Here is a 25,031-nt window from a genome sequence, read left to right as displayed (position 1 = left end):
AGTCAACTATTTTTTGAAAGGAACCATAAAATTTATGAAAAAAATTTTAATTTTTGCATCTAACGGCTTTGAAAGCCTCGAATTATCGCCATTTATAGATGTTTTTGGTTGGAATAATATTGTTGGAACTAAAAAAGTTTTCCCCACAATTTGTGCCATTCATGATGTACTTAGCGCCACTTGGAATTTAAAAATTATTCCTGAAGTTAACTTATTAAAAACATCTATTAATCTAAATGAGTTTCATGCCTTAATAATTCCTGGGGGATTTGGTAAAGCTGGATTCTTTAATGATATTCAATCAGAAACACTAAATTCCTTGTTAAATCATTTTATTTCAAATAAAAAAACTATAATTGGAATATGCACTGGAGCTTTAGCAATTGGAATTCATGGATATTTAAAAAACATTCCTGCTACAACATACCTCTTAGATAATGAAAGATATTTTAAACAATTAGAGCAGTATAATGCCATTCCTATTAAAAAAGATATTGTAATATCTGATAACATTATTACTTCTTCAGGTCCTGGTACTGCTATTGATTTAGCTTTTTATCTCCTTGAAAAACTAACTGATCAAGAAAATTGTATGGTAGTTAAAAAAAATATGAATTTTTTTAAATAATTTAAGATTTTTAATGAAATTTCTTGTATTTTATGTTATGCTTTAAAGTGTCAAATAACCCTATCTTGTATAGGGATTTTAGTGAGGTGTTTTATATGAAAATAGAAGAAGGAAAAGTAGTAACACTTGAGTTTAAAGTTTACGACAAAAACAACGGAGAACTTTTAGAGGACACACAAGATGTAGGACCATTTTTCTATATCCACGGATTTGGAAACTTTGTTCCAGCTATCGAAGAAGCTTTAGAAGGAAAAGAAAAAGGATATACTACTACTATTGAATTAACTCCAGAAGAAGGATACGGAGAGTACGACGAGGATTTAATCGTTGATATGGAAAAATCTGAGTTTGTTGAATTTGATGATATCTATGAAGGACTTGACTTTATAGCTGATATGGATGATGGTTCTGAGCAATCATTTATCATCACAAAAATCGAAGATGAAATTATCACAGCAGATGGAAACCATCCTTTTGCAGGTAAAGATTTAAGATTTGAAGTTACTGTTTCTGATGTTAGAGATGCTACTGAAGAGGAGATTGAGCACGGACATCCTCATTTCCACGGTTTTGAAGACTAATTATTACTATAAGAATTAAGGAGTATAAATAGATGAAAATAGCTTTAGGTGCAGATCATGGTGGATTTGCTTTAAAAGAGATTGTTAAGAAACACTTAGAAGATAAAGGATTTGAAGTTTTAGATAAAGGATGTTATTCAACTGAATCAGTTGATTATCCTGTTTATGCAAAAGCTGTAGCTAACTCTATTCTTAATAAAGAAGCAGATTTTGGTATCCTTATTTGTGGTACTGGAATTGGAATTTCAATTGCAGCCAACAGATTTAAAGGAATAAGAGCAGCTTTATGTTCAAATACTACTATGGCTAAATTAACTAGAGAGCATAATGACGCTAACATTCTTGCCCTTGGTGCTAGAATGACTGGAGACGTTTTAGCTCTTGAAATTGTAGACGAATTCTTAAAAACTGAATTCTTAGGTGGAAGACACTTAACAAGAATCCAAGCTATCGAACTTTAATCTTTTATTAAAGGAGTAAAATACAATGGCTACTATATTTACTAAAATTATAAATAGAGAGATTCCAGCTTCTATCATTTTTGAAAATGATAAAGTTATAGCTTTTAAAGATATAAATCCTCAAGCTCCAATTCATATTCTAGTTGTACCTAAAAAAGAGATACCAACTTTAAATGATATTACTGCTGAGGATTCTGAATATTTAACTGCTATGTATCTAGCTATTAAAGATATTGCTAAGGATTTAAATATTTCTGAAGATGGATATAGAGTTATTGCAAACTGCAATACTCATGGAGGACAGGAAGTGTTTCACTTACATTTCCATTTGTTAGGTGGACAACACCTTGGTCCTATGCTATCAATTTAATAGTAATTAAAAAGGTTGCCTATTGGCAACCTTTTTTTATATCTTATCTACCCACTCTTTAATCTCATTAAAGTTGTTTTTTACAATATCTTCAACAGGTAAAGTTTCAGAAGAAACTCTAGGGAAGAATTTTATTTTTACTGTTCCACTTTTTGGCATTTTTCTATGAGCTGGGAATAACTCATATGCTCCTTTTATTCCAAAAGGAACTATATCTGCATTTAATTCTTTAGCTAATATTCCATAGAACTTTTTAAACTCTCTCATCTCTCCATCTCTACTTCTTGTTCCTTCAGGGAATATAACTATATTTTTCCCCTGTCTTAAAGCTGTTGCAGCACACTGTAGTGTTTCTGCTAAATTTTTATTAATATCAATTAACATAATATTAGAATTTTCTCCTAAATAACTCATAAATCCTTTTTTAAAGTGTGCTACTTTTGCTAAGAAATATGTATTATCTAAAGTTTTATTATCTATACTTTGAGTAAATATAAAACCATCTAAAAAACTTTGATGATTTCCAACAAATACTGTTGGCTTTGTAACTTTAGAATTCTCTAAACCTTCTTTTTCTATCTTTATATATAATGAAAATAGTGGTTTAAATAGTGCTTTTACTAATTTTCCCATAGAGTTGGATTTTGGTAATCCTTCAAAATTATCTTTTTCTAATATTTTTTTCCAATCAACATCCTTTATCTCTAAACTTGTTGAATTTTCCTTTAAATATTCTGCAATTTTAATTACTGTAGGATTTTCTGTTAAAACCTCCTCTGTCAAAGTAACTCCGAAGCTACTTTCAACAAAAGCTATAAATTCAACTAAATCCAAAGAATCTAATCCTAAGTCTAACTCAAGATGAGCATTTGACATAACTTTTTTACCTTTTAAGTTCGTTAAATAATCTGAAATAGCCTTATACTCTTCAAAAGTTGGAATATTTTCCTCTTTTTCCTCTTCTATTTTACCTTCTAAAAGAGCCGGAACCATAAATCTTCTTATCTTTCCAATCTTTGTTTTTGGTAACTCTTGTTGTACTATTTTTAAATCTAAAATCTTTTTGTAATTTGGTGTAGAACCATTATACTTATCTATTATACCAGTTTTTAGTGTCTCAGCTATATTTGTAACTCTATGCTCTTTTACCTTAGTAAAATTAGGGTATATAACTGCTGTAAGTAAAGAGTTATACTCTATTACAACCATCTCTTCTATTAAATCTGTTTTTGATAAAATAAACTGCTCAATTTCTACAGGATTTATATTTTTTCCATTTGATAAAACTATCATCTCTTTTTTTCTTCCTGTTACAAAAAGATAATCATTTTTTAACTCTCCTAAATCTCCTGTGTGGAACCATCCCTCTGAATCTATAACCTCTGCTGTTGCCTCAGGTTTTTTATAGTACCCTTTCATTAGGTTTCTACCCTTAGATAAAATTTCACCATCTTCAGCTATTTTTACCTGAACTCCATCCATTATTTTACCAGCTGACCCAGGTACTACTTGATTTATAGGTGTAAAAGATATCATCGGTGCTGTTTCTGTAAGTCCATATCCTTCACATACATCTATTCCTAAAGTTTTAAAATCTCTCGATACTTCTGGATTTAGTTTAGATCCTCCCGATACAAAAAATCTTATATTTCCTCCAAATCCTTCGTGAACCTTTTTAAAGATTTTCTTACTTAGCTCTTTATTATCGAGCTTTTCACATAATTTAAACAATGATTTTATAACTTTATTTGAGTTTATTTTTTCCATTATTTTTTTATGTAACATCTCCCAAAGTCTAGGTACTCCAATCATCATAGTTATCTTATAATTTTTCAAAGCATCTACCATTGCTTGAGATGATAACTCTTTTAAGAATGCTATTGTTGCTCCTTGTTGTAACGGAACAATTCCAGATCCTAAAAGTGGGAATATATGATGCATTGGTAATAGTGCTAAAACTCTATCTGTTGGTTCATACATTTTATATTTATTTAACCCCTCTATATTTACCAATATATTATCAAAAGTTAACATTACTCCTTTTGGACTTCCAGTTGTTCCAGATGTATATAGTATTAATGCCACTGCCTCTCTATCTGGAGCATAAATAATTCCCTCTTTATCTGCTTTTGATAAATCTATCTCATCTACATTTAAAACTATTGTTTGGACTCCAGATAGATCAATCGCTTCTTTTGCTATGTCATAAGTATTATTTGAAACAAATATGTATTTAGGTGTGCAATCCTCTATAAAATATTGAAACTCAGATACTTTTGAAGCAGCATCTAAACATACACACGTTCCTTTTTTATCCCAAATCCCTAAAAAAGCATATAGTAGTTCTGGTCTATTTTCCATAAATATTACTGCTTTTTCCTCTTTTGCTAAATCTAAAAGTGATGCATACTCTTTAGCTCCAGCAATTAACTCTTTATACGAATATTCTTTCCCCTCATAAAATATCGCTGTTTTATTATGATTCTTTACAAATTCCAATTTTTCCTCCCAAATTATTACAGGTGTTTTTTTAATCATCAAGTGATTATAGCATAATTGTGTTATTATTTCAATATCATGAAGTAAGTAAAAAGCTGACATATTTTCTATGTCAGCTTTTATTTTTAGTTATTTATACTTTTTTCTATTGAGTCTCTAGTTACTTTTACAATCTCTTCTACTGATTTATTTCCAGGTAATATTTTATCTAAAATCGTAATACTCATTTTTCCTGAACTTGGAACTCCTTTTCCATATGGCATTAAATCATAAGCTCCATTTATTGCAAAAGGAACGACTGGAATATCAAGCTCTTTTGATAACATAGCAAATGTTTTTTTGAAATCTTGTAACTCTCCATCTCTTGTTCTAGCTCCCTCTGGAAATATCACTAAATTTTTCCCTTCCTTTAAAACTTTAGCTGCTATTTTCAATGTTTCTTTTAAATTTTTATTAACATCAATTAAAATAACATTTCCATTTTCTGCTAAATATTTCTTTATTTTACCTTCAAAATGAATATTTATAGCTAAGAAATATGTATTTTTTAATATATCCTTTGGTAAGGCTTGTCCAAAAGCAAAAGCATCTAACATACTTTGATGGTTTCCTATATATATAACAGGAGATGTTTTTTCCAATTTATTTATATTTTTTTCTAATTTTATATACCAAGTAAATAAAGGTTTTAATATCGTTGTTATTGGAATAACATATTTTGAACTAGGCATTTTTAAATCAACTGGTTCCTCAAATATCTTCTTCCAATTAATCTCTTTCTCTTCAAAATTTCCACCTTTTTCTCTTACATATTGACAAAGAGCTTCTACAGTTTTTATTCTTGAGAAATCCTCTTCTGAAATATCAACACCAAAAGTATTTTGAATAAATGTTATTATTTCAACTATATCTAACGAATCTAGTCCTAAATCAATTTCTAAGTGTGATTCTGGAATTATCTCTATTTCATCATGAAGAGTTCCAATAAATTTTGAAATTGCTTTAAACTCTTGAGTATTAATCTCTTTAGATGTAGATCCTCTTTTTTCAACCTCTTTCTCTGGTACTATTTCATCTGGTATTCCTTTAATTAAATTACTTCCTTTCAGTAAATCTTTTAACATAAATCTTCTAAGTTTTCCAAGCTTTGTTTTTGGCAACTCCTCTTTTACTATAACTATATCTAATATTTTTTTATATTTTGGTGCTGTTACATTATATTTATCTATAACTTCCCATTTAATAGCTTCTTTAGCATTTGCAATTTTCTTCTCTTCTAAAACTTTAAAATCAGGATAAACAATTGCTATTAGATGTTTTTCATCCTCTGTTACAGCAACTTCTTGAATTAAATTAGTTCCTTTCATAATTTCAGCTTCAATATCTGAAGGATTAATGTTCTTACCATTTGATAAAACTATCATTTCTTTTTTTCTACCAATTATTTTTAAATGATCTCCATCAAACTGTCCTAAATCTCCTGTATGGAACCATCCTTCACTATCTATAGCTTCAGCTGTTGCTTCAGGTTTGTTATAATAACCTTTCATAACATTTCTACCTTTTACAACAATTTCTCCATCCTCTTCTAACTTAACTTTAACTCCTGGTAAAGGGGTTCCAACTGTACCAGCAACAACATTATCTATCCTATTGAAAGATATAATTGGTGACGTTTCTGTTAACCCATATCCCTCTAACATTTTAAATCCAAATATATTAAAATCTTCACAAATCTCTTTATCTAACTTAGCTCCACCTGAAACTAAGAATTTTATATTTCCTCCAAAAGCATCTTGAATTTTTTTAAACACAATTTTATTTAAAGGCATAATATTTAAAGATTTACATATATTAAAAAGTTTATAACTTAAAGCACTCTCTTTAATTTTACCTTTAATTCCCTTGTGGAACATCTCCCAAACTCTTGGTACTCCTATCACAATAGTTATTTTATACTTTTGTAAGTTTCTTTTTATCGCTTCTGATGATAACTCATCTAAAATAACAACTAAACATCCAAATTTTAGTGGCATTAATACTGTAAAAGATAGTGGTAGTATATGATGAAATGGAAGTAATGCTAGTAATCTATCTTCAGGTGTTACCATTTTTATCTCTTCTATAGCATCTACATTGGACATTATATTATCAAAAGTTAACATTACACCTTTTGGATTTCCTGTTGTCCCTGATGTATACAGCATAACTGCTACTGCATCTTTTTCTAAACATTCTACAGCCACATTTTCAATCTCTATGTCTTTTGTTATATCTATTTCATCAACATTCAATATATTTATACTTGAATTTGATTCCTCTTTAGCTTTTTTAACTACCTCTATATTCTCATTAGAAGTAATTATATATTTAGGATGAGAATCATTGAAAACATATATCAATTGATCTACATTATAACTTGCATCTAAGTTAGTACACGTCCCTTTCTTATCCCATACTCCTAGTACAGCTCCCATATACTCCGGTCTATTCTCCATAAAAATAGCTACTCTATCCTCTTTTTCTATATTCATTAAACTCGAATATATCTTTGCCATCTTTATAAGTTCATAGTACGAATGCTCTTTATCTTTATAAATTACCGCAGTTTTTTTTCTGTCGTATATAAAATTCATAAATTTTCCCTCCCTAATTTGTAAAAATAACAACTTATTCTATAATAACTTACACCAATTGTCCACTTTTTCCTCTTAACATGTTGACTTTTTAGTATTTATAAAGTAGTATTGTGTTAAAATAATTGAGGAGGTTATCCATGTTAAATGAACTATTAATCAAAACTCGTTCTCACAGAACTTTCGATTCTACAGAAATTGATATTGAAACTTTAGAAAGTTTAATCAATGCTGCTCATCTAGGTGGATCTGCTAGAAATAGCCAAACACTTAGATACACCCTTGTTAGTTCTCAAAGTTTATGTCACAAAATTTTTCCTCATACAGCTTGGGCAGGAGCTATTCCTTGGAGTCCAACTTTAGAAGAGGGACCCAAAGCTTATGTCCTTATTAGTACTCTTAAAGAAAACCTTTTATCCCCAATAACTTTAGGTATTGATATTGGAATTGCATGCCAAAATATTCTTTTAAAAGCTACAGAACTAGGTTTTGGTGGATGTTTAATTGGAGCTTTTAATAAATTAGATGTATCTAAAACTCTTGATTTAGATATGGATACTTACAATCCTCAAATTTTAGTAGCCCTAGGAAAACCAACTGATAAAGTTATTTTAACTAAAGGAAATATTGGTAATTTAAAGTATCATAGAGATGTAGAGGAAAATGTACACTATGTGCCTAAACTTTCTCTAGAAACTTTGATTTTAAAAAAATTCTAGGAGGATTTTATGAAAAAAACAATCGGAACTTTATTTCTTTTAACTTCGGCTTTCTCTTTAGCTAATGAAACGCCTACAATCTCTGTTACTGGAACAGGAACTGTTTCAGGAAAACCTGATACTTTTAGCATAATAGCTACTGTTGAAACAACAAATAAAAATTCACAAACAGCTATTAGTGAAAATACAGATATTATTAATAAAGCCATCGGTTTATTAAAGAAAAGTGGTTTAAAAGAAAATAATATAAAAACTGAAAATTACTCTTTAAATTATAGAAATGATTATAATGTAAAAGATGGAGAGATGAAGTACTTTGTTAGAAATCAAATTTTAATCACTAGTAATGATTTAGATAAAGCTGGTACTGTACTTACTGCTCTTAATAATGGTGGTGTAAATAATATTGGAGAGATTAACTTTTTTATAGCTGATAGAAAAGAGTTAGAGGATAAAGCATATAAATTAGCCTATGAAAATGCTAAATATAAAGCTTCTTTAATCGCAGGCATAGATGACTTTAAAGTTTCTCCTAAAAATATTGATTTAAATTACTCAATGCCTAGACCAATATCTTTTATGTTAAACTCAGCAGCTAAAGCCGATGATACTCCAATTCCTTTAACAGTTCCAAATGATGTTGATGTTACTGCAAGTATGAATGTAATTTTCTATATGGAAAAATAAAAAAAGCAGCTGAGAAATCAGCTGTTTTTTAATTTTAATAATATAAAGTCACTCCTAAATAAAAATCTAATAACACTTGAAAAACAATTGCTATAAATATTATTATTACTACTCCTAACATACTTGTTCCACAATCTCTATCTTCTGGTTCAAAACCTCTTTTTTCAAGAATTTTTTCTGCTTTCATAAAGTAAAAATCATTGGCTTTAAAGCCAATATATATCCTAATAAATAGAACTAAAATAGTTCCTCCCATAAAAAAATTTGTTTTTATTAAAAATAAAAATGTTGCTAAATTTATAAGTAGATTCGTAAGTAAAAGTACAACTGCACTTTTATACATTTTCCGATAGGCAAACCATAGTGTTTCAAATAGAAATGCTGCAAAATTAAATTTAATCTTTTCACTTCTCCAACTTTCTAAGTAATATTTGGAATTTTTTCTTACAAAGTCTTCTAAACTTCCTAGATGTTTTTCTACATATTCTATTCTACTCTCCATAGTCCCTCCTTAGCTATTTAAAGTTCTAAAAATCTTGATTAAAATAGTTTACTCTTCTCATAAATATATTACTTAATATTTGCTCTTTATCCTTATTTTTTATATAAAAACTCTCTATTTTTTTTAAAGATTTATAATCTCTAAATCCATAAGCTAAGGTTGCTAAATCATTTATATGCACACTTAAATCAAACTCTCCCTCTATCTTCTTAACTTCATTTTTATTTATTTTAAATACTCCTGTATTAGATTCTATATATTTGTCTTGTATATATATTTTAATCTCTTCATTCTCTTTTAAACTTTTACTTAATCTTTTTAATACTTTTTCAACATGTAAAATTCTTACCTGTACTTTATTTTTTAGAGTTTTTTTAACTAAATTTTCACTATCTAAATAATCTTCTAAATATGTATTTTCAGGAAGAATAATCTCTATTTTTTTATAGTAATCCTTATATCCATATAAAATAGATAATAATCCTTCTAAAGTATCTTTATCCTTAAATAAAATTTCTTTTACATATATACTTTCAGACTTAACTAAACTCATATAACCATTTATTTTTCCTGCTATATCATAGCTAATATAGATTAAGCCATCTTCACAAAAAATTTCTGATAATATCTTCTTATAGTTCTCTTTTTCCCTAGCAACTTTTATATAATATTCTTGAGAAACTTCTCTATAAAACTCTTTTAATTTTATTAAAATGTTTTGGTCATAACTTTCATCTTGTATTTTCTCAATTTTAAACTCTTTTTTAAAATCACATAATACAGGAAACTCTAGTTCATATTTAGAAAGTGTTGAAATATACGCAAATCCAAATCTTTCATATATTTTTTTATCAATTGGCGTTAAATATATAAACTCTTCACCAAAGTCATATGCTTCTTTTAAGCTTTTTAAAAGTAACTCTTTCATAACCCCCTCTCCTCTTTTTTCAGGAGTTACTCCTACACCTACAAGATATCTTCCCATAAATCTATCTTCACCAATTGATATATGGTAACTATTTTCAAATAGCATCCCATAAACTTTATTATTTTTTAAAAATATCTTTGTATTTTCTTCATTATAAACATTATCAAAATACCAATTTATATAATCTAACTCATCATTAAAAAGATCCTTCCATAAAACTTTCAATTGATTTTTTATCATTTTCCCACCTACCTTATATAAGAAAAGGTGAGAATTTCTCACCTTTTTATTTTATCTATTTTTTACATAGCTATAAAGTGCTTTTACTCCAACTCCTGTAGCACCTTTTTTAAACCATTTTACACCACTATTAAATGCAGTTCCTGCTATATCCATATGTATCCATGGTAATCCTTCAACAAATCCTTCTAAAAACTTAGCTGCAGTTATTGATCCACCCATTCTTCCACCAGTATGTTTTACATCTGCAACAGTTGATTTTAATAATTCGCTATACTCATCGAATATTGGCATTCTCCAAACTTTTTCTCCATATAGCTTACTACTTTTTTCTAACATAGCATATTTTTCATCATTATTTGAAAATACTCCTGTTGTAATTGTTCCTAATGCAACAAGAATTGCCCCAGTAAGTGTTGCTAAATCAACAACTTCTGTCACCTTTTCATTTCTTACAGCATAAGTTAATGCATCTGCTAGTGCTAATCTTCCCTCTGCATCTGTATTTATAATTTCAACAGTTTTTCCATTCATTGATTTTATAATATCTCCTGGTCTATAAGCATTTTCATTTATAGCATTTTCACATGCTGGAACTATTGCAACTACATTCTTTTCAACTTTTCCTTTAGCAATAGCACACATAGCACCTATTACAGAAGCTGCTCCTGCCATATCGCTTTTCATTTCAAACATAGAGTCTGCTGGCTTTATACAAAGCCCACCTGTATCATATGTTAATCCTTTTCCTACTAATCCTATCTTTTCATTGTTATCTTTTCCATTTAGATATCTCATTACAATAAGTCTTGGTTTTGTTATAGATGCTCTACCAACTGCTAAAAGAAGATTCATACCTAATTTTTCAATCTCTTTTTCATCTAAAATCTCAACTTCAAATCCATATTTTTTCCCAAGTTCAACAGCTTTTTCAGCTAAAGTTATTGGATTAATCACGTTTGCAGGTTGATCTACTAAATCTCTAGCTATATCTGTTGCTTCTCCTAAAAGAATTGTTTCTGAAAAATCTTTTTCTTCTCCAGGAATAAATAGCTCTATTTCTAAAGTTTCACCTTTTTTCTCTTTAAATGTATCAAAGTTATAATTTACATTTGACGAAATTTCTCCTAAAACATTATAGTTTAGTAATTTTTCATTCTCTGCTGATATTAAAACTGAACCTTTCTCTTTAGACAATACATCAAACATTACCTCTCTATATATATCTAAATTAAACTCTTCCTCTTTACCCATTCCTACAAAAATCATTGAAATTAAGTATGTTCCTTCTAAAAATTCAACTTTTAAAGTTTCACCTTTTTTCCCTGTAAACTCTTTTTTATTTATTAACTTTTCTATTAAATCCTTGTTTGTTGAAGATATGTGTTCACAAATATTAACTTGTCCCTCAAAACATAATACAATATTTAAATCATAACCTTTTTCAATTTTGTTGATAACTTTAAACATAGCACTCCTCCTCTATATACTGTATTTTTTTATAAATTCAATTGGTTGATAAGAAAGTTTTGCTTCTCTTAATCCTAAGCTTCCAAAATCATCTTCTCTATTCATAAGTTTAACATCTGAAAACTCCTCTTTTGCAACATACATATTTATCATCTGATAACTTCCTTGGTAATCAAATATCCCTTTTTCAATATGGATAACTCCCATATTTTCTGTTAATTTTTCTCCAATAGCATAAGCCACTATTTTCCCATCAACTTTTATAACTCCTCCTCTTAATTCTAAAATTTCGTAGTTATTAAGAAGCTCTTCTATACCCATAGTTTCAGATACTATAATTGTATCCTCTTTTCTATTTTCAGTCCATTTTCTTTGAAAAATTCTTATATCCTCTATATTTTCTCTTGATATTTTTTCATAGGTAAAATTATATGTTTTTTTAAATTTATTTATTTTATTTTTTTTAGAAGAAAATTTTCTTCCTTTAAGTTCTGCTAAATCTTCTTGCAAATAGATATAATCAAAGGAATCTCTCTCCTCTGTCACTATAAAATCCTCTTTTAAGAACTCTTTATATATTTCAGGAATGAAAAGTATCTTCCCATTCTTTTCTTTAATTTTTTTTACAGCATCTATCATCTTATCTTTATTATCATCTTTTGAAACAGGTGAAAAATAGTATTCATTACCTTCATAAAATCCTTTTATATACAGTATCTCATTTTCAACTATATATTGAATGTTTTCACTAAAACTCCATAAAAAAAGATTTGTAAAATTCATATCTGAAGTTTCAAACTTATTTTTTAAAAACTTTTGTAGTTCCTCTCTACTATCTATTGTTAATTTTTTCCAGTCCATTTATTCTACACCGCCTTAATATACTATTGCAAGTATATACCAATAAGGCTTTAGTGTCAAATTAAAAAGAGTCAGATATAACTCTGACTCTCTACATATGTAGCCTAAAATGTCTAAAAAGAAGAATTCTTTCTAATTCATCAAAGGTGTTTATATCTTTTTCAAATAGAACAACAATAAGATAAGTCAATAATATTAATGTAAATATAAGTAGAATTTTTTGAGAAATAACAGTTTTTTCCATAACTATTCCTCCATCTCTTTACTTTTTATATTTACTTCATATTATTGGATTTGTCAAATTTTATTTTATTCCATTTCCTCTAATCTTCTTATTCTATCAGCAGTACTTGGATGAGTACTAAATAAATTTGCCATCTTACTTCCTGCCAAAGGTGAAACAATAAACATATTTTCTGTAGCTGGTGCTGCATCCATGGGAATTCTTGTAGCATATGACTCTAATTTTCTTAAAGCATTTGCTAAATATCTTGGATGACCACAAATTTTCCCACCAAAATTATCAGCCTTATACTCTCTACTTCTAGATATAGCCATTTGAACCAACATTGCTGCTAAAGGTGCAAAAATACTTATTGCCAATAACCCAAAAATTCCACCATGATTATCATCCTCATCTCTTCTTCCCCCACCAAAAATAGCTGCCCACTTTGCCATATTAGCCATATATGCAATAGCTCCTGCTAAAGTTGCTGCCACACTTTGAATTAGTATATCTCTATGAGAAACGTGTCCTAATTCATGTCCTATTACTCCTGCTAACTCATTATCGTCCATAAGTTCAACCAATCCTCTTGTTACTGCAACTGCTGCATGATGAGGATTTCTTCCTGTTGCAAATGCATTTGGCTGACTTTGATTTATCATATATACTTTTGGCATAGGTAATCCTGCATTGTCAGCTAACTTCTTTGTTATCCAATAAACTTTATTGTTTTCTGGTATCTCTTGCGCTCCATACATTGATAGTACAATTTTATCACTAAACCAATATGATACAAAATTCATTACTCCTGCTAAAACTAAAGCTATTGTCATTCCTGTTTTTCCACCAATAGCTCCTCCTATAAATAATAGCAATAAGGTCATTACTAGCATTAATATAAACGTTTTAAAACCTTGCATTTTTTACCTCCAGTCTTTTTGACTTTTTTCTATAAAGTACCATATTTTTTATTTTTTGTAAATAAACAGAGGGATATATTTAATCTAATATCCCTCTTCTTTTAGCTATTTTATAGAGTTTGCAGCCTCTTCACCTGCAATACGTCCAAATACAACTGCTGCACTATATGCTGCACTAGTACTTGTAACTTCTCCAGCTGCATAAAGTCCTTTTACCTTTTCACCTTTTGTATTTATAACTTGTGTTTTTTCGTCAGCTACTACTCCACCTTTTGTCATATGAATAGCTGATTGAACCTTAGCTCCATAATAAGGTCCCTCTTTTCTCAATGTTTTTGTTGAATTTTTTAACTCTTCCACTGGAATATTTAACTTTTTAGCTAACTCTTCAATTGTTTTAGCCTTTGTATGAAGTCCTAAATTATTATGTTTTTGTAAACGATAAAAAGAATCATATAAATCTTGATCATATATATAATAAGCATAACTACCAGTTTGAGCTTCAATAGATTTAGCTCTTTCCATACTCGTTGGTTTATCTTTTAAGAATGTTTTTCCCTCTTGGTTAACTAGTATATACCCGTCTCCTCCTCCTGTTAAATCTCTACTTGGAACAAGTATAAAAGAGAATATGCTTAAAATATCTAAGTTATCCATCTTTAAATTATTCTTTTCAAATACAGGAATAAAATCTCCTGTTGCTGACATTTGATTTGATGTTGCTAACGTCTCTGAACCAGGTGCATATTTTGCAAGTAGTTCTTTATTATGAGAAAATCCTCCTGTTGCAAGGATAACTGCCTTAGCATTTATATCATAAAATTTATTTTTGTTTTGAACCTTAACTCCTGTTACTTCTCCATCTTTTACAATTAAGTCTAAACCTTTTGTTCCTGTTCTTACATCTATTCCTAACTCTTTTACTTTCTTTTCTAGCCCATCTTGAATCTCTTCTCCAGCATATGCATCTTTCTCAGCCATATGATTTCTTAAACCGTAGTTATGGTTTAATTCTATTCCCATACTTCTTAACCAAGCATCAAGTTTAAATGCTCCTTCAGCTTGAGCTTGAGTTCTTTCAATCGTATCCATTTTATTTGCCTTATCTTTTACAAAAGCTTCTACAGTATCAAATGTTCCATTTTTCTTTTGTGCTTCTGAATTTATTAAATCAAAAAAGTTCATATCAAACTTTCCATTTCCACTTAAAATATCTAATTTTTCTATTAATATTATATTTTTAGCTCCAGCTTCTTTAGCTGATATTGCTGCTGCAAGACCTGCAGGTCCCCCTCCTACTATAACTATATCTGTATTTACCGGTTCTAAATATGCTATTTCCTCTTTTGGTCCACCTGTTTTTACTGTAATCTTACCATAGTCTTTTCCTTGAGCTTTTAAAGCTTGTGCTACTGCTCTTTTTACTCCAAAAGATGTGTAAGTTGCCCCTGATACATTATCCACAATAGGACTTTGTGCTTCTATGATTCTCTCCTTAATAACAGGAAATGCTCTTTTTACAACTGGTGATGTTTCTTTATGAGATATTAATTCTAAATCAACAATCTCTTCCCCTTTTGTTTTTACATTTACTTTTAACTCACCACCATAACCATTTCCTTTTCCAATATAAGATTTCTCACTTTGACCAAACGCCAGTACACTCAATGCTGTAAAAAATAATACTTTCCTTTTCATTTTCCCCTCCAAAATCATTTGTATGTTCATATTATAATATTTTTTGTCTTTTCTGCAAACATTTTTTTGGTAAATTTGCTTTTTTTTTATAAAAATATTATACTTTAACTATAGAAAATTAAACAAAAGGAGACCAATATTATGAAAAATTTAGTTATGAAGACTTCTATAAATTCATACGACATTTTTATTGGACAAAATACAATAGATAGACTTAATGATTTTACTGAAAATTATGACAAAATACTACTACTTACAAATAAAACTATAGGTGAACTTTATGGTCAAAAGATTTTAAGTAATCTTCCAAAGAAAAAAACCTATGTCTATAAAATTGAAGACGGTGAAGTATATAAGAATATGGAAACTTCTATGGAAATTTTTTCATTTTTAATAGAGAATAATTTTTCTAGAAACTCTTTAATCATATGTGTTGGAGGTGGAGTTGTTTGCGATTTAGGAGGATTTATTGCTTCTACTTTCATGAGAGGTCTTGATTTTTTACAAGTTCCCACTTCTTTATTAGCTCAAGTTGATGCTAGTATTGGAGGTAAGGTTGCCATTAATCACTCTCTTGGAAAAAACTTAATCGGTTCTTTTAAACAACCTATTGGAGTTATTATAGATATTAATTTTTTAAAAACTCTACCTTTATGCCAATTTAGGTCTGGTATGGGAGAGGTTATTAAACATAGTATCATTGCAAAAGATAAAAGTTATTTTAACTTCTTAATTGAATCATATAGAGATATTTTAAAGTTAAAACCTGAAGTTTTAATTGAAATGATTTATGAATCTTGTAAAATAAAAAAAGAGTTTGTTGAAAAAGATGAATTTGAGAAAGGTGATCGTGCCTTTTTAAATCTAGGTCATACTTATGGTCATGCTTTAGAAACTCTTTTTGATTATCAACATATCTCTCACGGCGAAGGAGTAGCTAAAGGTATACTTTTTGAAATGCAAATCTCTAAGTTTTTAGGTTTTTCTACAGATGAATACATTAATTCTATCAAAGAACTTTTCAGTCTTTATAAAATTGATCCCACTCCTATATATATAGAGGAAGAAACTTTAATAAATGTTATGAAAAAAGATAAAAAAAATACCCATGATAAAATTAAATTTATTATCGATAAAAATGGAACTCTTGAAAATATGCCAATTTCTAAAGAGATTATCTCTGAAGTTAACCACTCTTTTAAAAATAGAATTTTAAAAGGTGTTATAGATATAGGAACTAACTCTTGTAGACTTTTTATTGCAGAGATTGAAAAAACTGATAATAAAATAGAGATTATTACACCATTATATAAGGATTTAGAAGTTTCTAGATTGGGAAAAAACCTTAATCAAACTGGTGTTCTTTCAAAAGAATCTATTGAAAAAACATACTATATTATTAAAAGATTTAAAGAAAAAGCTGATTCTATGGGCGTAACTGAGCTGATTGCATTTGCTACTGCTGCTACAAGAGAGGCTAGCAATGGTAGTATGTTTGTTCAAGGAATAAAAAATGAATTTGATATAAATACTTTAGTTATTCCTGGAGAAATTGAAGCGAAATTAAGTTTTAATGGAAATAGCAACATCTATAGAGAAAAAATAGCAACTATTGATGTAGGAGGCGGTAGTAGTGAAATTACCATTGGTGATTACAATGGAATTGACTATATCAAAAGTTTCCCCATTGGAGTTGTTAAATTAACAGAGATGTTTTTTTCAGATGAAAACTATAATGAGGAAACTCTTTTATCTGCTCGTAACTATTTAAAAGGATTTTTTAACGAATTAATTAAGTTTGAAGGTAATAACTTTAAAATTATAGGAGTTGCAGGCACTGTTACAACTAACGTTTCTATTGTTAAAAAGCTTCCTAAGTTTGATGAAAAAGAGATAAACGGCTATGTTTTAACAAAAATGGATTTAGAAGAAAACTTATATCTATTTTTAAGTAAAACTTTAGAAGATCGTAAAAAAATTATTGGTTTAGAACCTAACCGTGCTGATGTTATTATTGCTGGAAATCTAATATTATTAACTCTTTTAGATATTTTAAATAAAAATAGTATCACAGTTTCAACAGTTGATAATTTAGAAGGCGGTATGGTATTAAATATATAATTGTGGTATAATTTATAGGTTCATTTTTTATGAATAAGGAGGCGCTAAATGAAACTTTTATTAGATAGATGCTCAATTGGTGGTTGAGCAAGCAAAATAGGACCGGAGGTTCTTTCAAGTTTATTAAAAAACCTTCCAAGTGTGGAAGATAAAAATTTAATTGTTGGTTTTGAAAAATCTGATGATGCTGCTATATATAAATTAACAGATGATATAGCTTTAATCCAAACTTTAGACTTTTTTACACCTATGATTGATGATCCATATATATTTGGACAAATAGCTGCGGCTAACTCTTTAAGTGATGTTTATGCAATGGGAGGAGAACCTAGAACAGCTATGAATATAGTTTGTTTTCCTGAAAAGGAAAATATCGAAATTTTAGGCGAAATTTTAAGAGGTGGAGCTGAAAAAATTGCTGAATCTGGAGCTGTTCTAAGTGGTGGACACTCTATTCATGATCCTGAGATTAAATATGGTCTTTCTGTAACTGGACTTGTACATCCTGATAAAGTTTTTAAAAATTACGGTTCTCAAGAAGGGGATGTTTTAATCATTACAAAACCTCTTGGAACAGGTATCATTTCTACAGCTTCTAAAGTTGAAACTCTCTCTGATGAAGTAAAAACTGAGTGGATTGAAATAATGACAACTTTAAATAAATACTCTGCTGAAATTATAAGAAACTACCCAATAACTGCTTGTACAGATATTACAGGATTTGGATTTTTAGGACACGCATATGAAATGGCAGTAGCTTCTGAAAAAACTTTTGTTTTAGAACAAGAACTTATTCCATATTTAGATATTGCTAAAGAGTTCGCCAAAGAGTTTTATATAAACTCTATGGGACAAAAAAATAGAAACTATTTAAATGATAAAGTTGATATTTCAGCAGTTCCATTTTGGTTACAAGAGATTATGCTAGATCCACAAACATCTGGTGGTTTACTATTTTCTGTTTCTTCAAAATACGCATCAGAGGTTATGGAAAAACTAAATACTCTTCAAATAAAATCATCTTTAATTGGAACTGTAGATAAATATAACGGAAAATATATTGTAGTTAGATAAGGGGAATATTATGACTAATAAACAAACTCTTTTAAGAAATCTTCCTAAAGTAGATAAAGTTATCGATCTACTAAATGAAAAGGAGTTTTTTAAAGATAAACCTTATAAAGAGGTTTACGACGCTGTTAATGAAGGAATTAACTTTTTTAGAAAAGGAATTCTTGAGGAAGTTATCACTCAATACTCTATTGAAGATATCGAAAAGGAAATTACAAAATCTCTAACTAAAAATTTAGAGTTTAATTTTAAAAGAGTTATAAATGGTACAGGAACTATCCTACATACAAATTTAGGAAGAGCTCTTTTTTCAAAAGAATTAATTGAGCATCTACAAAATTCACTTTGCGGATATAGTAATCTTGAATTTGATTTAAAGACAGGTGAAAGAGGAAGTAGATACTCTCATGTAGAAGATCTTATTGCAAAAGTTACTGGTGCTGAAGCTGCATTAGTAGTTAATAATAACGCTGCTGCTGTTATGCTTTGTTTAAACGAATTCAGTAAAAATACAGAGGTTATTATATCTAGAGGAGAACTTGTAGAAGTTGGTGGCTCATTTAGAATTCCAGATATTATGGAACTCTCAAGTGCTAAACTTGTGGAAGTTGGAACTACTAATAGAACGCATCTAGCTGACTATCAAAAAGCAATAAATGAAAATACATCAATGCTTTTAAAAGTTCATACATCTAACTATCATATCTCTGGTTTTACAAAATCTGTGTCTAATAAAGAGATTGCTGAATTAGCAAAAGAACACAGAATAATTTCAATGGAAGACCTAGGTAGTGGTGTACTAATAGATTTTTCTAAGTATGGACAAAAAAAGGAACCTACAATTTTCGAATCTTTAAGCTCTGGCATTGATTTAATTACTTTTAGTGGGGATAAACTTTTAGGTGGACCACAATGTGGAGTAATTATTGGAAAGAAAGAGTTAATTTCAAAATTGAAAAAAAATCAATTCTTAAGAGCTTTTAGAGTTTGCAAAATGACTATTAGTGCTTTAGAATTTACTTTTAAACAATATGTTGATGAAAAGGTTGCCATCGAAAAAAATCCTACTTTAAATAGAATTTTAGAACCTATAAGTGAAGTTTTTAAAAGAGCAGAGGTCTTAAAGAATCTTTTAAAAGATATTGAAATAGATAGTGAAATTATTGAAACAAAAGCTATAATTGGCGGTGGCTCTATGCCTGATGCAACTATCGATAGTTATGGTGTTGCTATCATCTCTTTAGATGGAAAACAAATTGAAACAGCTTTTTTAAAAGAGGATACACCTATTGTTGGAAGAGTTCAAAACAATCAATTTTTTATTGATTTAAAAACAATTCACAGTGATGAGTACTCTATAATCATAAAAAACTTTAAAAAATTCTTAGAGAGAGTATAGATATGAAGAATATAGTAATTGGTACAGCTGGTCATATAGATCACGGAAAAACAACTTTAGTCAAAATGCTGACAAATATAAATACCGATACTATGAAAGAGGAAAAAGAAAGGGGGATGACCATTGATCTTGGTTTTGCCCCTTTAAATATTCCGTCTGGTGATATTATCAGTATTATTGACGTTCCTGGGCACGAAAAATTTATAAAAAATATGGTTGCTGGTGCTAAAGGTATTAACTTTGTGCTTTTTTTAATAGCTTGTGATGATGGTATTATGCCTCAAACAATAGAGCATAAAGAGATTTTAAAACTTCTTGGAATAAAAAATGGAATTATTGTTTTATCAAAAAGAGATCTAGTTACTTCTGAAAGAGTTGACGAAGTTAGATCTCAAATTTCTCAAGAGTTTAAAGAAGAGTTTTTTAAAGATTTTCCTATTGTTGAAGTTAGCCTAAAAGATAGTTCAACCTATGAAAACCTATATAATTTAATTTTAAAAGAGATTGAAAATTTTGATTTCTCTTCATCTAATAATATTCAAAATATTTTTAGACTAGATATTGATAAAATCTATTCTCCTAAAGGAATTGGAACTATTGTTAGTGGTACAACTATTGGTAATATAAATAAAGGAGATACTTTAACTCTTTATCCTCAAAAAATTAATATTAAAATAAAAGGAATTCAAAATCATGGAAAAGATTTAGAATACATTTCATCTCAACAAAGATGCGCCTTAAATATAACTGGAGCAACAGCAAAGGAGATTGAAAGAGGTAACCTTTTAACTAACAGTAAAACTATTACAAATAGCAAAATAATAGATGTAGTATTCAATAGACTATCAGAAGGAACTATTCCTAAAAACAATACCAAAATAAGATTGAATATTGGTACTGGAGAGTATTATGGAAAGATTAAATACCTTCAAGATTTTGAAGAGGAATCAACCTTTTTCCAACTTATAATGGACAAAGAGATTCCTGTCGATTTTGACGACATTGGTATATTAAGAACTCTTAGTACATCCTCTTTACTTGGAGGAGCTCGAATTCTAACACCTTTTGGAGTTCCTACTAAAAAAAATAATTCTATCTATTTAAAAAAATTAAATTATCTTTTAAATAAACAACTTAATGTTTCAGAATATCTTTTAAATAAGGGAAGTTTTACTTATATAAACGATTTGAATAAAGAGTTTAATCTCTCTTTAAATGAAGATAGTTTCGATAAGAATATTTTTGTTTTTAAAACAATAAAAGCCATTATTCATAAAGAAAATCTTAAAAATCTTAAAAATGAGATTAATTTATACTTAAATGATTTTCATTTAAAAAACCCTCTTAGAAAAGGGGTTCCTTTAGCAACTATTAACAATCTATTTTTTAAAGGAATCAACTTAATAAATGAGTTTCAAGATGAATTTCAAGAAAAAGATAACTTTGTTTCACTTAAAACATTTAAAGTTAAGCTTTCAAAAGATGAAAAAAAAATAAAAGATGAAATTTTAATTCTATTAAAAAAACAGGAGTTTAATGGATTAAGTTTTGAAAAGTTAAATGATCATTTTCATAAAAATATAAATTTTAAAGAAGTTTTTCAATATTTAACAAGAGAAGGACTTATTGTAAAACTAAATGATTATTTTCTTTTAAAAGGTTTTTATCAAGAAGCTTTAAATAGATTAGATAAGTTCCTTATAGTAAATACTCAAATTACACTAGCAGAATTTAGAGATCTTCTCAAAACTAGCCGTAAAATGGCTCTTGTATACCTTGAGAATTTTGATGAAAAAAAAGTTACTAAAAAAATTGATAGTTATAGAATAAAAAATAATATTTAATCTTGAAGGAAATTTAATAAAATCACTTAATAATATAATATAATTTTATTAAATGGGAGTGATTTGTATGGAACTAAAAGAATTAAATGAAAAAATACCATTTTTTGTTCAAGGAATTGATATTGAAGCCCCAAAAGATTTTGTATTTAAACTTATATCTGATTACAGTAAGCACGCTCTTTGGATTACAGGTTTAGAAGATGAGAAGCATACAGATACACCAGAAGTTACTGGTTCTACTTTCTGTGAAAAAATAAAAATGTATGGTTTTAAAGAGGAGTATTGTGGAAAAGTTTTAGCTTATGAAGAGGGGAAAATGTACCAAATTGAAGTAGGAGATAAATGGGTAGACTTTAAACTTGAATATGATTTTGAAGAGGTTAATCCAACTAAAACTCACTTAATACTAACAGCTTGGACATTAAAAGGAACTTCATTACATAAACTTTTCAATGTTTTTAATAAAAGAATTCTAGAAGATCAGCTAACTAGATTAAAAGTTGTTGCTGAAACTGAATTTAATAAAACAAAATAATAAAAATGGAAGAACTTGAGTTCTTCCATTTTTATTTAACCTATTTTTTCTTATTTTCTTTAGATTTATGATTTATTCCACTTAAAAATTTAATAATTACACCTATTAACATAAACATTAATAGACCACCATAATATAACTTCATTTTATCTAACTGCTTTACTATTGGCACTGTAAAATCATATCCTGCAAAAATAAAAGCTATAAACGTCATTGCTGAAACTGATACTCCTGCTAAAATAGGGATTAAGTTCCCTTTTGATATTTGAAACGGTGATACATAACCTCTTTTTCTAAAGAATATGTAACTTATTCCTAAACAAAAATACGGTACAATTAAAGCCATCGTTGTCATATCGTATACTCTATAGTAAAGCTCTCCTGCTGCCTCTCCTCCAAAAGTTGTAAGAGCTATGAATAAAAACGCTAATATTGTTTGAAATATTAAAGCGTTTCTTAAAATCCCATTTTTATCAGACTTCTTCGTTAACCAATCTGGAAAAGTTCCTTTTGGTGCCTCACTGAATACTCCAGCAGCTAAAGAACTTCCCCAAAGAATAAGAGCTACTAATGTTATTAAAGAATAAGCTATTCCCATTAATTTAACAAACCAAATTCCTAATCCTATCTTATCTCCCATAAATTTAAAACCTGCTAAAACTGCGTTTATTAAAGATATTTTTGAAAAATCCTCTTGCGTTCCAAATGCTGAAACTGAAACAATTCCTAAAACATAAAGTATTCCTATTAACATTGAAGCTACAAGTAATCCTTTTACAAAGTTTTTTTCTGGATTTTCTACTTGATTTACATATGGTCCTACTACCTCTCCTCCTCCAAATGCAAATAATATCCATGAAAATGTTCCTAAAGATCTAGCTAAATCCGATTTAGATGTAGTTTTTATTATAAACATTTCAGTTGTTAAATTCGTAGCTCCTTGTCCTGTTAAATGAAGATATATTCCAGCTACTAAAAATATTAAAACTGTAAATAAAGAAACATAACCTATAGGCTTTGAAAGAGCTCCAATAGCTTTTTGATACTTCACACCAATGATTAATGATATAACCAATGCTACTAAAGATAAAGTAGCTGTTTGTATATTTGATATATTTGCATCTCCAAATAACCCAAAACTAAAGTATGTTGGCACTCTTGTTGCCAATGTTGGTAAATAAAATATATTTGCTATAAAATATGACCAAATTGCAAAATAGGCCATTTTTTTTCCTAATCCTATCTCTATCCATGAATATATTCCGCTCGTTCTATCTTGAGCATACGCTCCAAATTCTGCCATTATTAAACAAAGTGGTAAGAAATAAAATAATATTCCTATTACCAACATTGTGGCGGATGACATTCCTACTTCTTTAAAATTATTGGCAATATTTCCAAATCCAAATACTCCCAAGAATATCATCATTACTAGTGATGACACAGATAGATACTTCTTTTTCATTCTCAACTCCTCGTACTGTATTATATTTAAAACAATTTTTATAATAACACCTTTACTAAAAAAAATCAATTTTTTTATTGTCTATTTATATCAATTTTAAAGTATAATTTTTTGTATAAATATTGTATAATTAAAAAAAGTATAATTTTTCAAGGAGTGTGAAATAATGATAAAAGTTAATGCTATTGGACAAACTTGTCCTATACCAGTTATTATGACAAAAAATGCTTTAAAAGAAATAACAGAAGGTTCAATTGAAGTTTCTATAGATAACAAAATTTCTAAGGAAAATATTGAAAAGTTTTCTAAGGAAATGGGATTTTCATTTACTACTAGAGAAGAAAATGGAATATTTTTTATTCAAATAAATAAAACAATTAATGAAACTTCATCAAATTCTAGTACTTCTAATGATGAAAATAATACTATTATAGTTATTGCTTCTGATAAAATGGGTGATGGCGAAACTGCTCTTGGTGAAACTTTAATGAAAGGTTTTATATATACTCTTACTGAAATGGAATCTCTGCCAAAAGCTATTCTTTTCTATAATAAAGGTGTGTTTTTAACAGCTTCTAATGAGACTACTATAAAAGACTTAAGAATTCTTGAGGAAAGAGGAGTTGAAATTCTATCTTGTGGAGCTTGTCTTAATTTCTATCATTTAGAAAACAATATTGCTGTCGGGAGCATCACAAATATGTACAACATAATAGAAAAACAAATGAAAGCAAATAAGGTGATTAGACCATAATGAGCTCAGAAAATTTTTTAATTATAACAATCGATTCAACTCATTTAGTTATGAAGGTAGAAAAATTCTTAGTTGATAACGGAGTAGATGTTCGAATCATACCATTACCTGGTGAGTTAAAAGCTAGCTGTGGTCTTTCTTTAAAAGCAAATATTGAAGATGCACATAAAATACTAGAACTTTTAATTGAAAATAATATAGATAAAAATATATACAATTTCTATCTTTGTGAAAAAAATGGCTTTAAAAAGAATTTTTCTACTTTCAATTTTTAAAAATTTATGATATAATAAATATGAAATTGGAAGCGGATGAGTTACTGGTGTACTCAGCAGTCTTCAAAACTGTCTTGGCGAGTTAAATCGCTGGTAGGTTCGATTCCTATACGCTTCCGCCAATTTTAAAAGTTCAGCCTC

The 25,031-nt window shown here is 28.6% G+C and carries 23 protein-coding genes and 1 tRNA gene; 14 read left to right on the top strand and 10 right to left on the bottom strand.

Annotation, left to right across the window (positions count from 1 at the left end; translation table 11 throughout):
- Positions 1–34 precede the first annotated feature (34 nt).
- The 4 genes from MKD34_RS03695 to MKD34_RS03680 all read left to right on the top strand — a co-directional run bounded on the left by MKD34_RS03695 (position 35) and on the right by MKD34_RS03680 (position 2,040).
- A complete protein-coding gene (locus MKD34_RS03695; protein ID WP_240219785.1) occupies positions 35–628 on the top strand; it encodes a DJ-1/PfpI family protein in 594 nt (197 codons plus the stop codon).
- 95 nt (positions 629–723) lie between these two features.
- Positions 724–1,209 (top strand): FKBP-type peptidyl-prolyl cis-trans isomerase, encoded by a 486-nt coding sequence (locus tag MKD34_RS03690; RefSeq protein WP_023049618.1) that lies wholly within the window; start codon positions 724–726, stop codon positions 1,207–1,209.
- A 32-nt stretch (positions 1,210–1,241) separates the two neighbouring features.
- Entirely contained in the window at positions 1,242–1,670 is a 429-nt protein-coding gene (gene rpiB / locus MKD34_RS03685) for a ribose 5-phosphate isomerase B (RefSeq protein WP_023049617.1), read from the top strand.
- Between the two features lie 25 nt (positions 1,671–1,695).
- Positions 1,696–2,040, top strand: a complete 345-nt coding sequence (locus tag MKD34_RS03680) for a histidine triad nucleotide-binding protein (RefSeq protein ID WP_023049616.1) — start codon at positions 1,696–1,698, stop codon at positions 2,038–2,040.
- Between the two features lie 36 nt (positions 2,041–2,076).
- Here the strand turns inward: MKD34_RS03680 and MKD34_RS03675 are convergent, their stop codons facing one another.
- Positions 2,077–4,539, bottom strand: coding sequence for an AMP-binding protein (locus MKD34_RS03675; protein WP_240219783.1), 2,463 nt, complete (start codon positions 4,537–4,539; stop codon positions 2,077–2,079).
- Positions 4,540–4,664: 125 nt separating this feature from the next.
- Positions 4,665–7,175 (bottom strand): AMP-binding protein, encoded by a 2,511-nt coding sequence (locus MKD34_RS03670; protein WP_240219782.1) that lies wholly within the window; start codon positions 7,173–7,175, stop codon positions 4,665–4,667.
- A gap of 140 nt (positions 7,176–7,315) precedes the next feature.
- On the opposite strand from MKD34_RS03670, the gene MKD34_RS03665 reads away from it, so the two are divergent.
- Positions 7,316–7,894 (top strand): nitroreductase family protein, encoded by a 579-nt coding sequence (locus tag MKD34_RS03665; RefSeq protein ID WP_240219780.1) that lies wholly within the window; start codon positions 7,316–7,318, stop codon positions 7,892–7,894.
- A 9-nt stretch (positions 7,895–7,903) separates the two neighbouring features.
- A complete protein-coding gene (locus MKD34_RS03660) occupies positions 7,904–8,581 on the top strand; it encodes an SIMPL domain-containing protein (protein ID WP_240219779.1) in 678 nt (225 codons plus the stop codon).
- A gap of 34 nt (positions 8,582–8,615) precedes the next feature.
- Here the strand turns inward: MKD34_RS03660 and MKD34_RS03655 are convergent, their stop codons facing one another.
- The 7 genes from MKD34_RS03655 to MKD34_RS03625 all read right to left on the bottom strand — a co-directional run bounded on the left by MKD34_RS03655 (position 8,616) and on the right by MKD34_RS03625 (position 15,426).
- Positions 8,616–9,083 (bottom strand): DUF2628 domain-containing protein, encoded by a 468-nt coding sequence (locus tag MKD34_RS03655; RefSeq protein ID WP_240219778.1) that lies wholly within the window; start codon positions 9,081–9,083, stop codon positions 8,616–8,618.
- A gap of 25 nt (positions 9,084–9,108) precedes the next feature.
- On the bottom strand, positions 9,109–10,251 hold the full coding sequence (locus tag MKD34_RS03650; RefSeq protein WP_240219777.1) for a GNAT family N-acetyltransferase: 1,143 nt from the start codon (positions 10,249–10,251) through the stop codon (positions 9,109–9,111).
- A gap of 51 nt (positions 10,252–10,302) precedes the next feature.
- Positions 10,303–11,721: a leucyl aminopeptidase gene (locus MKD34_RS03645; protein WP_240219776.1), complete on the bottom strand. Its 1,419-nt coding sequence runs from the start codon at positions 11,719–11,721 to the stop codon at positions 10,303–10,305.
- 12 nt (positions 11,722–11,733) lie between these two features.
- On the bottom strand, positions 11,734–12,582 hold the full coding sequence (locus MKD34_RS03640) for a DUF2156 domain-containing protein (RefSeq protein ID WP_240219775.1): 849 nt from the start codon (positions 12,580–12,582) through the stop codon (positions 11,734–11,736).
- Between the two features lie 91 nt (positions 12,583–12,673).
- A complete protein-coding gene (locus MKD34_RS03635; protein WP_023049607.1) occupies positions 12,674–12,826 on the bottom strand; it encodes a hypothetical protein in 153 nt (50 codons plus the stop codon).
- Positions 12,827–12,891: 65 nt separating this feature from the next.
- Positions 12,892–13,728: a zinc metalloprotease HtpX gene (gene htpX / locus MKD34_RS03630; RefSeq protein ID WP_023049606.1), complete on the bottom strand. Its 837-nt coding sequence runs from the start codon at positions 13,726–13,728 to the stop codon at positions 12,892–12,894.
- Positions 13,729–13,833: 105 nt separating this feature from the next.
- Entirely contained in the window at positions 13,834–15,426 is a 1,593-nt protein-coding gene (locus tag MKD34_RS03625) for an FAD-binding protein (protein WP_240219774.1), read from the bottom strand.
- A 141-nt stretch (positions 15,427–15,567) separates the two neighbouring features.
- Between MKD34_RS03625 and aroB the strand changes: the two genes are divergently transcribed.
- From aroB to MKD34_RS03600, 5 genes are all read left to right on the top strand, one after another.
- On the top strand, positions 15,568–17,547 hold the full coding sequence (gene aroB, locus MKD34_RS03620; RefSeq protein ID WP_240219772.1) for a 3-dehydroquinate synthase: 1,980 nt from the start codon (positions 15,568–15,570) through the stop codon (positions 17,545–17,547).
- Between the two features lie 96 nt (positions 17,548–17,643).
- The gene (gene selD / locus MKD34_RS03615; RefSeq protein ID WP_407933857.1) at positions 17,644–18,621 is read left to right on the top strand and encodes a selenide, water dikinase SelD; all 978 of its coding nucleotides are present in this window, start codon (positions 17,644–17,646) and stop codon (positions 18,619–18,621) included.
- A 10-nt stretch (positions 18,622–18,631) separates the two neighbouring features.
- Complete coding sequence (gene selA / locus MKD34_RS03610) at positions 18,632–20,017, top strand: L-seryl-tRNA(Sec) selenium transferase (protein ID WP_240219768.1); 1,386 nt, start codon at positions 18,632–18,634, stop codon at positions 20,015–20,017.
- Between the two features lie 2 nt (positions 20,018–20,019).
- Positions 20,020–21,861 (top strand): selenocysteine-specific translation elongation factor, encoded by a 1,842-nt coding sequence (gene selB, locus MKD34_RS03605; protein WP_240219766.1) that lies wholly within the window; start codon positions 20,020–20,022, stop codon positions 21,859–21,861.
- A 67-nt stretch (positions 21,862–21,928) separates the two neighbouring features.
- Complete coding sequence (locus MKD34_RS03600) at positions 21,929–22,396, top strand: SRPBCC family protein (RefSeq protein WP_240219764.1); 468 nt, start codon at positions 21,929–21,931, stop codon at positions 22,394–22,396.
- Positions 22,397–22,436: 40 nt separating this feature from the next.
- Here the strand turns inward: MKD34_RS03600 and MKD34_RS03595 are convergent, their stop codons facing one another.
- Positions 22,437–23,861: an amino acid permease gene (locus MKD34_RS03595; protein WP_240219762.1), complete on the bottom strand. Its 1,425-nt coding sequence runs from the start codon at positions 23,859–23,861 to the stop codon at positions 22,437–22,439.
- Positions 23,862–24,027: 166 nt separating this feature from the next.
- On the opposite strand from MKD34_RS03595, the gene yedF reads away from it, so the two are divergent.
- The 3 genes from yedF to MKD34_RS03580 all read left to right on the top strand — a co-directional run bounded on the left by yedF (position 24,028) and on the right by MKD34_RS03580 (position 25,012).
- Positions 24,028–24,615 (top strand): sulfurtransferase-like selenium metabolism protein YedF, encoded by a 588-nt coding sequence (yedF, locus tag MKD34_RS03590; RefSeq protein ID WP_240219760.1) that lies wholly within the window; start codon positions 24,028–24,030, stop codon positions 24,613–24,615.
- Positions 24,615–24,890: a DUF3343 domain-containing protein gene (locus MKD34_RS03585; RefSeq protein ID WP_240219758.1), complete on the top strand. Its 276-nt coding sequence runs from the start codon at positions 24,615–24,617 to the stop codon at positions 24,888–24,890. The genes yedF and MKD34_RS03585 overlap by 1 nt, the downstream gene beginning before the upstream one ends.
- A gap of 28 nt (positions 24,891–24,918) precedes the next feature.
- Positions 24,919–25,012, top strand: a tRNA-Sec gene (locus MKD34_RS03580).
- Positions 25,013–25,031 lie beyond the last annotated feature (19 nt).

This window comes from Cetobacterium somerae (assembly GCF_022430525.1).
In the GTDB taxonomy this organism is placed as follows: Bacteria; Fusobacteriota; Fusobacteriia; order Fusobacteriales; family Fusobacteriaceae; genus Cetobacterium_A.
This window is presented reverse-complemented; position numbering and strand designations above follow the sequence as displayed.

Bases quoted from the DNA above. Each gene is read 5' to 3' on its own strand.
- MKD34_RS03695 (WP_240219785.1), top strand. From the start codon at position 35: ATGAAAAAAATTTTAATTTTTGCATCTAACGGCTTTGAAAGCCTCGAA.
- MKD34_RS03690 (WP_023049618.1), top strand. From the start codon at position 724: ATGAAAATAGAAGAAGGAAAAGTAGTAACACTTGAGTTTAAAGTTTAC.
- rpiB (WP_023049617.1), top strand. From the start codon at position 1,242: ATGAAAATAGCTTTAGGTGCAGATCATGGTGGATTTGCTTTAAAAGAG.
- MKD34_RS03680 (WP_023049616.1), top strand. From the start codon at position 1,696: ATGGCTACTATATTTACTAAAATTATAAATAGAGAGATTCCAGCTTCT.
- MKD34_RS03670 (WP_240219782.1), bottom strand. From the start codon at position 7,175: ATGAATTTTATATACGACAGAAAAAAAACTGCGGTAATTTATAAAGAT.
- MKD34_RS03665 (WP_240219780.1), top strand. From the start codon at position 7,316: ATGTTAAATGAACTATTAATCAAAACTCGTTCTCACAGAACTTTCGAT.
- MKD34_RS03660 (WP_240219779.1), top strand. From the start codon at position 7,904: ATGAAAAAAACAATCGGAACTTTATTTCTTTTAACTTCGGCTTTCTCT.
- MKD34_RS03655 (WP_240219778.1), bottom strand. From the start codon at position 9,083: ATGGAGAGTAGAATAGAATATGTAGAAAAACATCTAGGAAGTTTAGAA.
- MKD34_RS03650 (WP_240219777.1), bottom strand. From the start codon at position 10,251: ATGATAAAAAATCAATTGAAAGTTTTATGGAAGGATCTTTTTAATGAT.
- MKD34_RS03645 (WP_240219776.1), bottom strand. From the start codon at position 11,721: ATGTTTAAAGTTATCAACAAAATTGAAAAAGGTTATGATTTAAATATT.
- MKD34_RS03640 (WP_240219775.1), bottom strand. From the start codon at position 12,582: ATGGACTGGAAAAAATTAACAATAGATAGTAGAGAGGAACTACAAAAG.
- MKD34_RS03635 (WP_023049607.1), bottom strand. From the start codon at position 12,826: ATGGAAAAAACTGTTATTTCTCAAAAAATTCTACTTATATTTACATTA.
- htpX (WP_023049606.1), bottom strand. From the start codon at position 13,728: ATGCAAGGTTTTAAAACGTTTATATTAATGCTAGTAATGACCTTATTG.
- MKD34_RS03625 (WP_240219774.1), bottom strand. From the start codon at position 15,426: ATGAAAAGGAAAGTATTATTTTTTACAGCATTGAGTGTACTGGCGTTT.
- aroB (WP_240219772.1), top strand. From the start codon at position 15,568: ATGAAAAATTTAGTTATGAAGACTTCTATAAATTCATACGACATTTTT.
- selA (WP_240219768.1), top strand. From the start codon at position 18,632: ATGACTAATAAACAAACTCTTTTAAGAAATCTTCCTAAAGTAGATAAA.
- selB (WP_240219766.1), top strand. From the start codon at position 20,020: ATGAAGAATATAGTAATTGGTACAGCTGGTCATATAGATCACGGAAAA.
- MKD34_RS03600 (WP_240219764.1), top strand. From the start codon at position 21,929: ATGGAACTAAAAGAATTAAATGAAAAAATACCATTTTTTGTTCAAGGA.
- MKD34_RS03595 (WP_240219762.1), bottom strand. From the start codon at position 23,861: ATGAAAAAGAAGTATCTATCTGTGTCATCACTAGTAATGATGATATTC.
- yedF (WP_240219760.1), top strand. From the start codon at position 24,028: ATGATAAAAGTTAATGCTATTGGACAAACTTGTCCTATACCAGTTATT.
- MKD34_RS03585 (WP_240219758.1), top strand. From the start codon at position 24,615: ATGAGCTCAGAAAATTTTTTAATTATAACAATCGATTCAACTCATTTA.